A 14,633-nucleotide genomic window follows, 5' to 3' on the forward strand; every position below is an offset into this window, starting at 1 on the left:
TATTCCAATCAAAGTACAAATCACTTTCTCTTTTTATGATAATCATCCAATACAGATTTGCGTCCAATGGTTTTGGTAATGATATCTTTTTCCAAATCCCAACCTCTAGCAGGAGAGTATTCTCGTCCATACCATATAATCTGAAGGTGCAAATCATTCCACAATTCTTTAGGGAATAGGCGTTTGGCATCTTTTTCGGTTTGGATTACGTTTTTGCCATTGGTTAAATTCCAACGATACATAAGTCTATGGATATGTGTATCTACAGGAAATGCAGGAATTCCAAATGCCTGAGATAAAACCACAGCAGCGGTTTTATGACCAACAGCTGGTAACGCTTCAAGTTCTTCGTAGGTCTTTGGAACTTCCCCGTTGTGTTTGTCTATAAGAATGTGCGACAATCCATAAATACCTTTACTTTTCATTGGTGATAAGCCTACCGGTTTTATAATTTCTCGGATTTTTTCAACCGAAAGTTTAATCATATCATATGGGTTGTCCGCTTGTTTAAATAATAATGGTGTTATTTGATTAACTCTTACATCTGTGCTTTGTGCAGACATTAATACCGCTATTAAAAGTGTGTAAGGATCTTTATGGTCTAAAGGAATTGGGATTTCTGGATATAATTCTTTTAACGTAGATATAACAAACTCTACCTTTTCTTGCTTAGTCATTCATTGTATTTTTACAAAAACAAATTTAAAAAATATGAACACATTAAAAGCGGGTGATAAAGTACCAAATTTTACAGTTAATGATCAAGATGGGAATCCAGTATCGTTATCACATTATAAAGGGAAAAAGCTAGTAGTTTTTTTCTATCCTAAAGCTAATACACCTACATGTACAGTTGAAGCATGTAATATTGGTGAGAATTACAAAGCTTTGCAGGATGCTGGTTTTGAGATCCTAGGTGTTAGCGCCGATTCTGAAAAGCGCCAATCTAATTTTAAAAATAAATTTGATTTTCCATATCCACTACTTGCTGATACAGAAAAAGAAGTTATTAATGCTTTTGGTGTTTGGGGACCCAAAAAGTTTATGGGACGTGAATTTGATGGTATTCATAGAGTAACATTTATAATCAATGAAGAAGGTGTAGTAGATAGAGTTATAGATAAAGTCAAAGCTAAAATTCATTCCGAACAGATTTTAGATGCCTAACAAAAGCATAAAGCAAAAAAAAGACAACTATTTAATAGTTGTCTTTTTTATACCTCTTTATCAGATTATTTGTGCATCACCTCTTCAGATTCACAGCCAAATAAACTTTTTTCTTTAATAAGTTTAGCCACACCTTCTGGTAACATTTCTTCCCATCCGTCTTCTCCAGTAGCAATTTTCGCCAACACTTTTCTTGAGAAAATTGATAGAATAGAAGGGTCATAATCATTAATATCTACCACTTTTCCATTGTATTTAAAGAACTTGTAAAGCTCTTTCATACGAGGATGCACTTTTAGATTTTCACTAGATGTAATACTTCCATCTTCATTTACCATTGGATATAGGTAAACACGTAAATCTTTATAGAATAATTTACCAAAAGCTTCTAGGATTCCTCCACTTAAATGACGGTAATATTTTTCATCGAAAATATCTACTAAATTATTAACACCCATGGCTAATCCCATACGAGCTCTAGAATATTGAGAAAAATATTCAACCAATCTATAGTATTCTTTAAAGTTAGATATCAATACTGTTTGTCCTAATGAACAGAGTAGACGAGCTCTATCCATAAAATCTTGCTCATCAATCTCGCCTTCAGCACGAAGGTTAGAAAGCGTAATTTCAAAGATAACTTGGGTTTTCTCTTTATTGACCTTATTTTCTTTTATGAACATTTCGTAAGATTTCTCAAACATGTCCATATTTACTTTGGTAACTGGTCTAAAACTTCCTCTTAGAGTCAATATGTTCTTTTTGTATAATACACGTGCAGGTAACACATTGTTACCATCAGGCGCAAACATTACAGCATCAGTCATTCCGTTTTTTACCAACTGAAGACTCATTAACCTGTTATCGACATTTTCAAAAACAGGCCCAGAAAAGTTAATAGTATCAATTTCTAATTGATCTTTGTCTAAATGATCGTATAAATAACGTAATAATTTCCTTGGTTCATTGTATTTATAAAACGCACCATAAATAAGATTTGTTCCAAGTACGCCTAAGGTTTCTTGCTGTAACCTTGCATCGTTTTCTTTAAATCTTATATGCAGTACAATTTCATTGTATGCGGCACCTGGCTCTACTTGGTATTTTATTCCAACCCAACCATGTCCTTTGTATTTTTTTGCAAAATCAATTGTGGCAACTGTGTTAGCATAAGTAAAGAAGATTTTATTAGGATGCTTATCTCTAGTGATACGCTGCTCGATGAGATTCATCTCATGATTAAGCATTTTTCTTAGTCTTGCTTCGGTAACATAACGTTTGTCATTTTCAATACCATATATAGCATCACTAAAATCCTTGTCATATGCTGACATCGTTTTTGCAATAGTACCAGAAGCGCCTCCAGCCCTAAAAAACTGTCTCACAGTTTCTTGTCCAGCTCCAATCTCAGCAAAGGTACCGTATATATCTGCATTTAAGTTTATGCGAAGGCATTTGTCTTTTAGAGACGGAATGTTTTCAAACTCTTTATCCGCTCTATACTTAATTTCGTTCATCTGTGTTGAATTTTCAAGCTATACAAAGGTACTATTTTAGCATAGCAAACAAAAAAATAAGCTTATTTTTGTTTTAAACTTAACACTATTGAAAGTTACATTTCTTGGTACTGGAACATCTCAAGGAATTCCTATTATTGGAAGCACACATCCAGTTTGTTTAAGTGACAATCCTAAGGATAAAAGATTACGCGTATCGGTCTTAATCGAATGGGATAATTACACTTACGTTGTTGACTGTGGACCAGACTTTAGACAGCAAATGCTTAGAGCAAACTGTGCAAAGTTAGATGGTATTATTTTTACGCATGAGCATGCAGATCATATTATGGGTCTCGATGATATTAGGCCATTCTTTTTCAAACAAGGCGCTATAGATATATATGCTCATAAACGCGTAATAAAAGCTCTCGAGCGCACATTCGCTTATATTTTTGAAACTGAAAACAAGTATCCTGGAGCGCCAAGTGTTAATGAAAATTATATAGATGGGAAACCGTTTATAGTTGGTGATTTGCAAATCGTGCCAATTGAAGGTCTACATAATAAGCTTCAGGTTTACGGTTATAGGTTTGATAAGTTTGCCTACTTGACGGATATGAAAACCGTAGCTGATTCTGAAATTAAAAAATTGAAAAATCTTGAAGTTCTAGTTATTAATGCTCTACGTGAAGAGCCTCATGAGTCACATTTTAATTTAGAAGAAGCTTTAGATTTTATAGACAAAGTAAAGCCTAAGAGCGCATATTTGACTCATATTAGCCATCTTTTAGGCTTCCATGATGATGTGCAACAAAAATTACCAGAAAACGTTTATTTAGCTTACGATAACCTTCAAATAACAATTTAGAATATGAAAAGTAGAATCTTTATGTACTTGTTTATTTTTTCAGTATTGTTAATAATATTTCAATATGTGAATTCAAAAAGTATAATTGATGAATATGAAAAGGATATTAAGACTTATAAATCTAATATTGCAGATTTTGAAAATGAACAAACCTTATTGAATGATAAAATTTTTGATTTATCAAATTTTAGTATCAATGGAAATGAAGAGGCGTTTACATATTTCGAAGACCAAGGTATTAATGCTGATGAGTTAATATTAAAGCTCAAAGATGGTTTGTTAGAAATGAATGCGCATAAAGGCATTGACCATCCAATAATTCCTTATGCATCAATGACAGAATCTAGAATAATCATTGACCAAATTAGGATTCTTAATCATAAATGGATACTTACTAGTTTTACTGATGGAAAACACTCTGGTGAACTTTTTATCAATTACGAAGTAAATAATAAAGGTGAACTTGAGTATAAGTTAACAGATTATTTTCTATATCCAATTAGCTAAATCCGTTTTTCTAACCAATCTTTAAATTCATAGAAATTTTGTGGCGCAACACCGTGCCCAACAGGGAATTCACTATAAGTATTATTTATATCTAAGCTGTCTAAAAACGGTTTGCAACGACGTGCCCAATCTACAGGAATAACTTGGTCTACACTTCCATGAGAACAGTAAAAGTCAAGGTGTTTGCAACTGTTTTTATCTAATTCTCCAGGTAAAATGGCTTCATTGATATACCCGCTTAACGCAACTATATTTTTTACCTTTTTTGGATAGGTGAGTGCTACTGAATAACTTAAAATTGTACCTTGACTAAAGCCTAGTAATGTAACGTTATCAGTATCTATAGGATAAGTAGTGCAGGCATAATCTATAAATTTTGATAAAAGATCTCTTGAAGATTTAGCTTGCTCATCATCACTCCATTTCCCTTGTGTGGCATCAAAATTAATTGCGTACCACGCATTTCCATAAGGTTGCATTTGATATGGAGCTCTTACTGAAATGATATATAGTTCTTCAGGCAATTCTGCCGCAAAAGAAAACAAATCGTTTTCATCACTACCATAGCCATGACACATAATTAATAAAGGTACATTTTCTTTTAGCGTCGATGGACGTTTTATGTAATGAAGAGGCGCAGACATAATTTATTGTAAGGACTTAAAGATATTCTGAAATACATCTCCAACGAGAGGAAGCTTATGAAGTTTTCCAGTTACAGCTCCTATAATGCCATAAGCAAATAGTGCTAAAAAGAATATCCAAAACGAATAACTAATCATCCAACTATCAAATCCACTTACCATATAGGCTATGATAAAATACATTAACCAAAGCCCTAAGCCTTGCCTTACATGAAAAGCAGTAAAGGCATTTTTCTTATCCTGACTCATATAAAAGGCAATCAAAGTACCAATAACAGTGATGTAAGCTATTATAGCAAACTTTTTGCCTTCTTGAATAGTTTCTTCAGTCATTTTATGCTAATACAATTTTATTGTTAGAGATAATGCCGTAGACTTTTCCTTTTAGCTCAGAACCTAAAAAGCTACTGTTTTTTGAGGTGGATGAAATGTCTTTTTTGCTAAACGTATATTTTAAATCAGGATTAAATAGTGAAAGATTAGCTTTCTGACCTTCAGAAATTTGTGTTTCTTCAACTCCAAATCTTGATTTCCCTTTCGTTAATATAGACACTGTTTTCTTGGTTGTAAATATATTTTGAAGCGCTCCAAAGGCTGACTCTAAACCAATAGTGCCATAAGCGGCATGGTCAAACTCAACTTTTTTGTGCTCAATATCAATAGGGTTGTGGTCAGTAGTTACCATATCTATTGTTCCGTCTCGAAGCCCTTTAACTAAAGCATCTGTATCTTCTTGTGTTCTAAGAGGTGGCATGACTTTAAAATTAGTGTCAAAATCCTGAAGCTCATTATCCGTAAAACACAAGTTATGTATTGCTACAGAACATGTGATATCTAACTTCTTAGCTTTTGCTTCACGAATTAATTCTACCGATTTTGCCGTACTTATGGTAGGTATATGTAATTTACCTTCAGTATATTCTAAAAGAAATAAATCTCTCGCAATTTGCAATTCTTCCGCTAGCGTAGGATTACCTTTTAACCCAAGTTTTGTGCTATTTATATGCTCATTCATAACACCGAGTCCAGAAATTTTAGATTCTTGCGGATATGAAAGTACAAGGCCATCAAAACTACTGGCATATTGCAATGCTATTTTTAAAAGATTAGGATTGCTTATTGGCTTCTTATAATCATAGAAAGCAACTGCACCTGCATTTTGCATGTCGTATAATTCAGCTAAATCTTTACATTCTGAACCTTTAGTTAGTGCTCCAATAGGTTTTAAATCAACAGCATGTTTATCTGCTTTTGCTAATACAAATGCAATATCAGCATTGCTATCTATTACGGGGTTTGTATTGGCATTAAGAGTAACAGAAGTAAATCCAGATTTTGCAGCGGTATCAAGACCATTTGCAATTGTTTCACGCTCTTCAAAGCCTGGTTCACCAAAAGAGACAGAACTATCAAACCATCCTTGAGACACATGGAGGTTATCTAATTTAATTTCTCTATAATTTTTGGGATTTGAAATGCGTTTAGAAATCTTAGTAATAACGCCGTTCTCAATTAAAATATCAACAATCTGATTATGGAAATCACTTTTAGAATCGACGATTGTAGCAGATTTTAGGAGTGCATTCATTTAAGATATTTTAAAATTAGCATTTCTATTATTAAAAATACTAGGGCAAAAATAACAAACCATTTCCATAGCGCATTAATACTAGAGTTACTTTTTATTGTTTCTATTGCAGAAACTAATGCAGAATCTACAGTATAAGCACTATTTGCGTTGAGTTTATTATAGCTGAGATTACTTTCAGAGCGCATGTAATTAAAACTCAGTTTTAACAATTGATTGTCATTTTCTTTTACCTCCAATATCCCAGCAGTTCTTGGGTATTCATCAGTAGTAATACTTACTTTTTTACTAAAAGTTTGCTGTAGTGGAATGACTTTATCGTCATTCTTTTCTAGACTTAATATGGCATCTTGAGATAGCTGTATGTTAATGTCAATGGTATTTGTATTTCCTATTGAGTAGTATAGTTTTGGCAGTTCTAGACTCTGCTTTCCAATATTGTAAAGTACTGGGACGATTAAAGGCGACTTTTTAAAGTTGCTATTAGTATTGTTTATGGCTGAAGTAAAAAGATAGGACTTTTCGTTACTGACAAGAAATGCGCTGTTGTCTTCGTAACCAAATACTGCATTGGCATTACTTGTTAAACTGTATGAGGTATTAATTTTTGGATACTGAAAATTACTAACGCGATTATAAAACGCATCTCTAATTATTGGATGATCATAATTAATATTAGCAACACGTTTTTCAGAATTATTTTTTTCAGAGTAACTAGGTAGTCTTAATGAATTAACTAATTGATTATAAGTATTTATAACCATATCTTCTGAAGGGATTATTAAAATACTACCACCATCAGATTTAAAGGCTTTCAATGCAATTATTAGCGCATTAGGAATTGTATTTAACTCATTTAATATGATTAGATTTTGAGCTTCAAGCTTACTGTAATCTAAGGATTTATATGAGAAGGATTCATAGACAAATTCATCATCGGTATATAATTTTTTTAGAAAATCATCTGAAGCCTCATTAATACTTAACACTTTAATCTTTTCAGTTGAATTAATATTAAAATAAAAATTGTTGTCATATTGTAGGCTGGCATCTTCTACAGATATTTGGCCATTGAACTCTGTATTTGTAGGGATTGTAAAAGTTGTTTTTGCTTCTTTTTCAATATCTAATGCTGTTTTGGCAGACAATGTTTCGTTGTTAAATAGTGATACCGAAACATTTTTTATGGGGTTACCTTGATTCGAAAGGACAGTGGTAAGTTCAATATTCTCTGTTGTATACTTTGAGATGTATAAGCTATCTATACTAATATTATTACTATATACAGCTTTTGGCTGGACTAATTTCAAAGCAATTGTACTATCAGTGTCAAATGCTAATGGCTCATCTTTTTGTTGAAAATCGGATACTAAAATTAAATTTTTTATAGATGCTTTATCTTTAGAGAAATATTGCTTCCCTTTTAAGTATGCAGATTTATATGATAATTGACTAGTAGAATGCTGTAGCTTTATCAAGTCATTAGCAATAGCTTTTACGGAAGTATTTCTATAAGCTTCATCGTTTGTATAGATTGTAATTTCATCTTCTTCTGTGTAAGCTCTCAATATATCTTGGATAGCTTCATTAAGTAAACTGCCATTATTGCCTTTAGCCTCCATGCTAAAGGAATTATCTAAATAAATTACCGTTTCATTTTTAGAATTAAAAGTATCAGATTTAGTGGTAAAAGGCTGCGCAAAGGCAAAAACTAAACATGCTAGAAGTAAAAGCCTGGCTAGTAAAGCTAACCATTTTTTTATTTGCGAGCTTTTGCGTGTTTGTAGCTTTACATTTTTTAGAAACTTCACATTTGTGAATGCAACTTTTTGAAAACGCCTTAATTGAAATAAATGAATAATAATTGGAATAAGCAGTAAGAGTAGTGCCCACAGAAGTTCAGGATATTTAAACTGCATTCGCTTATATTATCAATTAATAGTTAATTTCAAATATAGGCATTGGTAGAAAATTACAAAGCTTCGGTTTTGAGAAATTTAACGTTTTACGCTTAGCAAAAGAAAAAGTAATCAGTCATAGATGTCATCTGAAGTCTTTGAAAATACTGTATAATATGTTTTTGCTCAGTTTCATTAGCCACAGTCACAATAGTTTGTGGATTTTTTATGGTCTCTAAATCTTCAAATGAGAGTAGTTTTTGTCCATAAATATCTTTTCCAATTTTTTTTGGATTATCACATATCCAATAAAACGAGATGCTTTGCTCAACCAAAGACTTGGCTATAGTTTTTCCTTTAAAGCCTGCTCCCCAAATGGTGAGTGGACGAGAATTGTCATAATCTAGTTTTAAGAAATAATGCAGTTTAATTTCTAAAAAATAATTCTGTGCATAGTGTTCATGAGTTCGAGAAGTTCGTGTACTATAATCGCGCCAATAATGCAAAAGATGTCGACTCGGGATGCATTTAAAGCCTTGCTCGTAGAATCTAAACGTTAAATCGTAATCTTCTGGATATCTATTAGGATTAAAGGCGTCACAAGCTATTAAATCGTCACGATGTAGCATCCAACAAGGCGAAGCAATTACACATTCTTTGTAAATTTCTGAATAGTTGGTGCCATCTTTAGTCAGCTTATTTAACCAAGTTTCATATTTTGCATAACCTTCACTTATACCCGCATTACTAAAATATTTTACAAGACCTAGTGCAACATGTTTATTCCCATATTCTTGAAGTTGATTAACCATGACTTCTATCTTGTTACTGCTCATCATATCATCACTATCCATTCGAGTGATATAAATACCAGAACTTTCAGCAAAAGCCTTCTGAAGTGCAGATATTATACCTTCACCATGATTTTTAAATAGTTTTATGCGATTGTTTGTTTTTGCATATTTTTCAACAATCGCATAGGAATTATCGGTTGAATGATCATCAACAATGAGCAGTTCCCAATTTGTATGAGTTTGTTTTATAATAGAATCTAAACATGCTTCGATATATACCGAAACATTCTTAAAAGGCGTTAATATGCTAACAAGAGGTTTTGTCATTGCACGAATATAGCAATCTTGATTTTAACATAAACTTCACTAATTTAATTGTAACTCATAGTAGATTTGCTCGTCAAGTAAAAAACAATTAACAAAATGAAAAATTATATTTCAATTATTACGCTTTCAGGACTATTGTTAGGTTGTGGTCCAACAAAACCTAAGGTTGATGATTCTGCAGCTAATAATCCTATCATTACTACATTAGATTTAATGAGCATTGATAATGATAGAGTTCCAGTGACCATTAATCCAGGTCGTTTTAATGTGGAGACAGTAACTTATCGTTTACCAAAAGTCGTACAAGGAACCTACTCAGTTGCAGATTATGGACGCTATGTAGACGATTTTACTGCTTTTGATTACGACGGGAATACATTAAGTGTTGATAAAATAGATACCAATACTTGGAGTATTTCTAATGCTACTAAGCTTGATAAGATAACGTATTTAGTAAATGATACTTTTGATACCGAAAAACAGGGTGGCATTGGAGGCGAAGATATTTTTTCTCCTGCAGGAACAAATATTGAACCTAATAATTACGTGTTAAATCTCCATGGTTTTATTGGATATTTTGATAATTTAAAAACTAACCAATATACTCTTGATGTTACAGCTCCTGCCGACTTTATAAGAACTTCAGCTTTAGAAGACAAGGGTTCTGAAATTTCTACTGATGGTAAGAGCATAACTAGTAAGTATTTTGCTCAGCGCTATTTTGACATTACAGATAACCCAATGATGTATGGTAAGCTTGATGTAGAAGAATTTATGGTTGGTGATATAAAAATAGTATTAAGTGTTTTCTCTCCAAATAAAACACATACAGCAGCGAGCTTAAAACAAACGATGTTTAATATGATGCAAGGTCAAAAAGCATATTTAGGAGATGTTAACAGTACACCACGATATGATATTTATTTATACTTATCCGATGGTTCTGATACTGCACCTAAAGGTTTTGGCGCTTTAGAGCATCATACGTCTACTGTAGTTGTTTTACCAGAGTCAATGCCAGAAGCAGCTTTAGCAAAGTCAATGACAGATGTTGTGGCACATGAGTTTTTTCATATTGTAACGCCTTTATCAGTGCATTCTGAAGATGTGCATTACTTTGATTATAACAATCCAACTTTTTCTAAGCATTTATGGATGTATGAAGGTGTAACAGAGTATTTTGCACAACATTTCCAAGTTTACAAGGGTCTAGTTGAGCCTTCAGATTTTTATAACGTTATAAAAGGAAAAATAGATTTTTCAAAGCGCTATAATGATGCTCAGAGCTTTACAATAATGAGCGAAAATGTATTGAAAGAAGGCTATAAAGAAAATTACGTTAATGTGTATCAAAAAGGTGCTTTGATAGGCATGTGTATTGATATTTTAATGCGTAGCGAGAGCAATGGTACTCGTAGTATGTTGTCATTAATGAAAGAATTATCAGCTAAATACGGGAAAAGTAAGCCTTTTGTAGACGATAATTTAATTACTGAAATTACAGCAATGACCTATCCTAGTGTTGGAGAATTCTTAAAGACTCATGTTGAAGGTGATGTGCCGATTAATTACGAAGATTTCTTTAAAATGGTTGGCTTAACTAATGGCGAAACAGAGGTTGAGACCAACTATATATTCGCTGGTGGCCAGAATATTATCTTTAGCGGTGCACCAGACAAAGGCATTTTCTTTACAGAAGTTGCACTAAACAATTCGTTTTGGAAATCTCAAGGTATTCAAGCTAATGATATCATAAAGACTGTAAATGGTAAAGAATTAACATTACAGAATGCACAAGAAGTTATAAGTGGTATGGTGACATGGGCAGAAGGTCAAGACATAGAGATGGGCTTAGAGCGAAATGGCGAGCCATTGACTATTAAAGCTAAACTAACTAAAGCGTATGCTACAATAAGTGGACTTAAAGAAGACGATAGCGCTACTCAAGCGCAGATAGACTTAAGAAACGCTTGGTTAAAAGGGTAAAATATAAAGTTTTAGGTTTTAAAAAGGCTTCCAGATTGGAAGCCTTTTTCAGTATCTATCATTTCGAGCAAATGTGATGTTTCATTACGTTTGATATAACTAAAATGCTAGTATTTAGCAGCTTTTCCATTTGCTGCAGAGTTCTTTATAAACTCACGTAAATCGTCATTTGCTTTTATTAAATCTTCATTACGTAGGTACATCATGTGTCCACTTCGGTAGCCTTTAAAATAAAAACGGTCTTTCATTTTACCACTTGGATCGACCTGCCATTGACTATATTTAGCTTGGAAATAGGTTGTAGCGCCATCATAATAACCAGATTGCGTTAGTACTTTTAAATATGGATTCTGCGCCATGGCTTGACGTAAGTTGTCTCTAACATTATCATTGTTTCTGTCCCAATTGCCAACATTACCAAATACATTGTATTTAAGGTCAGTTTTAAATTCTAATTCATTTTGAATGTAATAATTAATGGCTGGCGTAAATGAATGCAACCACGAAGTTAATTCTGCACTGTAATCAGGACTTGTACCAGTTTCAACTCTATCAATACCAATATATCTTGAATCTAGTCGTCCTATAGTTTGTCCTGTTTTATCGCGTAATAATTCTTTCCAGAAAAAACGATTTGGCACATCAAGATTTTGTTTTAAAATAACATCCTCTGATAGGCCAGAGTAGTAGCTCATCTTTTTAGCAATTGCTTTTCTTTCATTGTCAGAGATAAAGCCACCTTTAGCAATAGCTGGCATCAATTTATTTACAGCAAAATCTTCTGCTTCGGGAAGTATATCTAACAAATCTTTACTCTGTAGTTGGCTTGGTAGCATCTTATGATACCAAGCTGCTGCCGTATAATATGGCAAATTAAGACTTGATGATACAGGTCCACCAACACGTAACACTTTATAATCAGCAGGAGACACCATGATTACTCCATTAAGGTACATCCATTGACTATTTTGCAATTCTAAAGCCAAGCCCATCACACGTGTGCCACCATAGCTTTCGCCAATAATATATTTTGGAGACTCCCAACGATTATTACGAGTTACAAACGTATTAATCCAACTTGCCAAGTATTTGGCATCCGCATTGATACCAAAAAAGGTTTTATCATCTTCATACTTGCCATTTTTAAGCATCACTTTTCTAGAATAGCCAGTATTTACAGGGTTTACAAATACAATATCTGCAACATCTAAAATAGAATTTGGATTACTTTTTACGCCATAAGGCTGAATTGGGTAACCATCATCATCAACATTAAGTACTTTTGGCCCAGTATAAGCTATGTGCATCCAAACTGAAGCAGAACCGGGGCCTCCATTAAATGATACAATTAATGGGCGTTTATTGCCTTTATTATCATTGGTACGTTTGTAATATGTGTAATATAATGATGCCATAACTTCTCCGTCCGTATTCCAAACAGGTTGAAAACCAGTCATAGCTTTATAATTGACAGCTTTACCTTTTATAGTTGTTGAATGCGTTGTTGTAACAACAGTATCAATTGGTGTTTTAAGGTTTTGAGAAAAACTAAAAATTGTAGCGAATAAAAGAAGGTATGTAAATCTTAAGGACATAAGTTATTTTTTTAGGAGTCTAAAAATAACTAAAAGCCTTCAAAAACACCTAGTCCAAAAAGCGCAAAATCATATTTTACTGGGTCATTTACATCAAGTTTACGTAAATTCTGATCTAACTCTGCTAATGCTTTACCATCATTTTGTTTTCGTTTTAGCAAACCAAGTTTTCGTGCTACGTTGCCAGAATGTACATCAAGCGGACAACTTAATTGACGAGGCGATAATGATTTCCAAATACCAAAATCGACACCATTATTATCATTACGCACCATCCAGCGCAAAAACATATTAATACGTTTGGCTGCAGAATTCTTTAATGGATCGCTCACATGTTTTCTACTACGCTCTAGATGTTCAATCTCAAAGAGATGTTGTTTGAATTTGTGTATAGAGTTCTGAAGAGAATTAGCTTCAGCATATTTGGCGAAAATAGCTTCTAAGCCATTATGATGTGTATAAATATGATTTAAACTGGTTATAAATTGTATAAAGTCATAACCATTAAACGTACGGTGTACAAAAGCTTGTAACTTTTCTAAATCTGACTCTTGGTGTTGCATTACAAACTCAAAAGGTGAGTGGTCAAGTAGATTTGCCATGCGCTTGGCATTAGTGATGATGCTTTTACGATTTCCCCAAGCAATTGTGGCAGTTAAGAACCCAATAATTTCTATGTCTTCTTTTTTTGAAAACTGATGTGGTATTTGAATGGGGTCACTGTCAATAAACTTTGGGTTATTGTATAACTCAACCTTATTGTCTAAAAAATCTTTGAGTTCTTCTCTTTTAAGTTTCAAATGCTAGAAATGTTGTTCAGTAAAAATAATACTAAAAGCAGTATATTTAAAGTAATTTAAATTGAAATGCAATGTCTGGTTTAGTCACTAAAGAAACTAATAAAAGTGTCAGTGCTTTTATTGATAGTATTGAAAATGATTCTAAACGTAAGGACAGTAAACTCTTAATTGACATGATGTCTGAGCTTACTGGACATGAGCCTAAAATTTGGGGAGATAATTTTATTATTGGTTTTGGAAAATATAAGTATAGAAGAAAAACTGGTAAAGAGGAGTTTGAATGGTTCAATGTTGGTTTTGCGCCTAGAAAATCTAAAATAACTTTATATCTCACTTCGGATATAGAAAAAGAAAAGGAATTGATATCGCAACTTGGTAAATGCAAACATGGAAGAGGTTGTCTATACATTAATAAATTGGCAGATATAGATTTAAAAATACTGCGACAGCTCATCGCTAAGAGTAAAGATACCCAATGGAATTAGTTTCAGTGTTAGCTAATATTGCGCATCACTAAGGTTAATCTGTCATATTTTAAGATAAACACTACCCAAAATTATTTTACAGCAATCATGCTAATCTCTACGTTTACAAATTTTGGCAGGTTAGCAACTTCTACCGTTTCGCGAGCAGGTGCTGTTGCTTCATCGAAATAGGTAGCGTATACCTCATTAATCTGTGAAAAGTTGTGCATATCGCTGATAAAAATTGAAGTTTTAATCACGTTTTCAAAAGTCATATCAGCCGCTGCTAAAACAGCCTTCATATTTTCCATCACTTGTTTAGTTTCGGTCTTAATATCATCTAAAACCAATTCCATAGTTTCAGGATTTAATGCTATTTGACCTGATGTATATAGAGTATTACCCGACAAAACTGCTTGACTATATGGTCCAATAGGAGCAGGTGCTTTTAAGGTGTGAATTATTTTTTTCAAGATTATGAAGTTTAAAATGTTGT

At 33.0% G+C, this 14,633-nt stretch carries 15 protein-coding genes; 5 read left to right on the forward strand and 10 right to left on the reverse strand.

Annotated features, from left to right (window positions below; all coding sequences use genetic code 11):
• Nucleotides 1–20: 20 nt before the first annotated feature.
• Nucleotides 21–677 carry an endonuclease III domain-containing protein gene (locus IEV10_RS08675; RefSeq protein WP_188374322.1) on the reverse strand — a complete coding sequence of 219 codons (657 nt, stop codon included), beginning with the start codon at nucleotides 675–677 and terminating at the stop codon, nucleotides 21–23.
• A gap of 34 nt (nucleotides 678–711) precedes the next feature.
• Between IEV10_RS08675 and bcp the strand changes: the two genes are divergently transcribed.
• Complete coding sequence (bcp, locus tag IEV10_RS08680; RefSeq protein WP_188374323.1) at nucleotides 712–1,167, forward strand: thioredoxin-dependent thiol peroxidase; 456 nt, start codon at nucleotides 712–714, stop codon at nucleotides 1,165–1,167.
• A gap of 65 nt (nucleotides 1,168–1,232) precedes the next feature.
• On the opposite strand, the gene IEV10_RS08685 is transcribed toward bcp, so the two are convergent.
• Nucleotides 1,233–2,684: a TonB-dependent receptor gene (locus IEV10_RS08685; protein WP_188374324.1), complete on the reverse strand. Its 1,452-nt coding sequence runs from the start codon at nucleotides 2,682–2,684 to the stop codon at nucleotides 1,233–1,235.
• An 88-nt stretch (nucleotides 2,685–2,772) separates the two neighbouring features.
• On the opposite strand from IEV10_RS08685, the gene IEV10_RS08690 reads away from it, so the two are divergent.
• Nucleotides 2,773–3,534 carry an MBL fold metallo-hydrolase gene (locus IEV10_RS08690; RefSeq protein WP_188374325.1) on the forward strand — a complete coding sequence of 254 codons (762 nt, stop codon included), beginning with the start codon at nucleotides 2,773–2,775 and terminating at the stop codon, nucleotides 3,532–3,534.
• Between the two features lie 3 nt (nucleotides 3,535–3,537).
• Entirely contained in the window at nucleotides 3,538–4,041 is a 504-nt protein-coding gene (locus IEV10_RS08695; RefSeq protein WP_229719668.1) for a hydrolase, read from the forward strand.
• On the opposite strand, the gene IEV10_RS08700 is transcribed toward IEV10_RS08695, so the two are convergent.
• The 5 genes from IEV10_RS08700 to IEV10_RS08720 form a co-directional block, all read right to left on the reverse strand.
• Nucleotides 4,038–4,685, reverse strand: a complete 648-nt coding sequence (locus tag IEV10_RS08700) for an alpha/beta hydrolase (RefSeq protein ID WP_188374326.1) — start codon at nucleotides 4,683–4,685, stop codon at nucleotides 4,038–4,040. The genes IEV10_RS08695 and IEV10_RS08700 overlap by 4 nt on opposite strands.
• Nucleotides 4,686–4,688: 3 nt before the next feature.
• Nucleotides 4,689–5,018 carry a hypothetical protein gene (locus IEV10_RS08705; RefSeq protein ID WP_188374327.1) on the reverse strand — a complete coding sequence of 110 codons (330 nt, stop codon included), beginning with the start codon at nucleotides 5,016–5,018 and terminating at the stop codon, nucleotides 4,689–4,691.
• 1 nt (nucleotide 5,019) lies between these two features.
• Entirely contained in the window at nucleotides 5,020–6,273 is a 1,254-nt protein-coding gene (locus IEV10_RS08710; protein ID WP_188374328.1) for a dihydroorotase, read from the reverse strand.
• Nucleotides 6,270–8,192, reverse strand: a complete 1,923-nt coding sequence (locus IEV10_RS08715) for a BatA domain-containing protein (protein WP_188374329.1) — start codon at nucleotides 8,190–8,192, stop codon at nucleotides 6,270–6,272. Before IEV10_RS08715 ends, IEV10_RS08710 begins: the two co-directional genes overlap by 4 nt.
• Before the next feature lie 92 nt (nucleotides 8,193–8,284).
• The gene (locus IEV10_RS08720; RefSeq protein ID WP_188374330.1) at nucleotides 8,285–9,292 is read right to left on the reverse strand and encodes a glycosyltransferase family 2 protein; all 1,008 of its coding nucleotides are present in this window, start codon (nucleotides 9,290–9,292) and stop codon (nucleotides 8,285–8,287) included.
• Nucleotides 9,293–9,388: 96 nt separating this feature from the next.
• Between IEV10_RS08720 and IEV10_RS08725 the strand changes: the two genes are divergently transcribed.
• Entirely contained in the window at nucleotides 9,389–11,278 is a 1,890-nt protein-coding gene (locus tag IEV10_RS08725; RefSeq protein ID WP_188374331.1) for a M61 family metallopeptidase, read from the forward strand.
• A gap of 107 nt (nucleotides 11,279–11,385) precedes the next feature.
• Here the strand turns inward: IEV10_RS08725 and IEV10_RS08730 are convergent, their stop codons facing one another.
• Nucleotides 11,386–12,873, reverse strand: a complete 1,488-nt coding sequence (locus IEV10_RS08730; RefSeq protein WP_188374332.1) for a S10 family peptidase — start codon at nucleotides 12,871–12,873, stop codon at nucleotides 11,386–11,388.
• A gap of 29 nt (nucleotides 12,874–12,902) precedes the next feature.
• Nucleotides 12,903–13,673 carry a TIGR02757 family protein gene (locus tag IEV10_RS08735; protein ID WP_188374333.1) on the reverse strand — a complete coding sequence of 257 codons (771 nt, stop codon included), beginning with the start codon at nucleotides 13,671–13,673 and terminating at the stop codon, nucleotides 12,903–12,905.
• A 71-nt stretch (nucleotides 13,674–13,744) separates the two neighbouring features.
• On the opposite strand from IEV10_RS08735, the gene IEV10_RS08740 reads away from it, so the two are divergent.
• The gene (locus tag IEV10_RS08740) at nucleotides 13,745–14,158 is read left to right on the forward strand and encodes a DUF1801 domain-containing protein (RefSeq protein WP_188374334.1); all 414 of its coding nucleotides are present in this window, start codon (nucleotides 13,745–13,747) and stop codon (nucleotides 14,156–14,158) included.
• A 71-nt stretch (nucleotides 14,159–14,229) separates the two neighbouring features.
• On the opposite strand, the gene IEV10_RS08745 is transcribed toward IEV10_RS08740, so the two are convergent.
• A complete protein-coding gene (locus IEV10_RS08745) occupies nucleotides 14,230–14,610 on the reverse strand; it encodes a RidA family protein (protein ID WP_188374335.1) in 381 nt (126 codons plus the stop codon).
• Nucleotides 14,611–14,633 lie beyond the last annotated feature (23 nt).

This window comes from Winogradskyella haliclonae (assembly GCF_014635865.1).
GTDB classification, from domain to species: domain Bacteria; phylum Bacteroidota; class Bacteroidia; order Flavobacteriales; family Flavobacteriaceae; genus Winogradskyella; species Winogradskyella haliclonae.